Here is a 236-nt window from a genome sequence, read left to right as displayed (position 1 = left end):
CCGTCCTTCAACCGTGACCGTGACGACCGCGGTGGCCGCTCCGGTGGCTTCAACCGTGACCGTGACGACCGTGGCGGCTTCAACCGCGACCGTGGGGACCGTCCGTCCTTCAACCGTGACCGTGACGACCGCGGTGGCCGCTCCGGTGGCTTCAACCGTGACCGTGACGACCGTGGCGGCTTCAACCGCGACCGTGGGGACCGTCCGTCCTTCAACCGTGACCGTGACGACCGCGG

General features: G+C 69.5%; 1 protein-coding gene. It reads right to left on the bottom strand.

The window, feature by feature from the left end; translation table 11 throughout:
* A partial coding sequence (locus PUR56_RS00340) for a hypothetical protein (RefSeq protein WP_329947351.1) occupies positions 1 to 236 on the bottom strand: 236 nt, incomplete at both ends.

It is taken from the genome of Streptomyces sp. BE303 (assembly GCF_036290945.1).
GTDB lineage: Bacteria > Actinomycetota > Actinomycetes > Streptomycetales > Streptomycetaceae > Kitasatospora.
The sequence above is the reverse complement of the archived record's forward strand: the minus strand, read 5'-3'. Positions and strand labels throughout refer to the sequence as shown.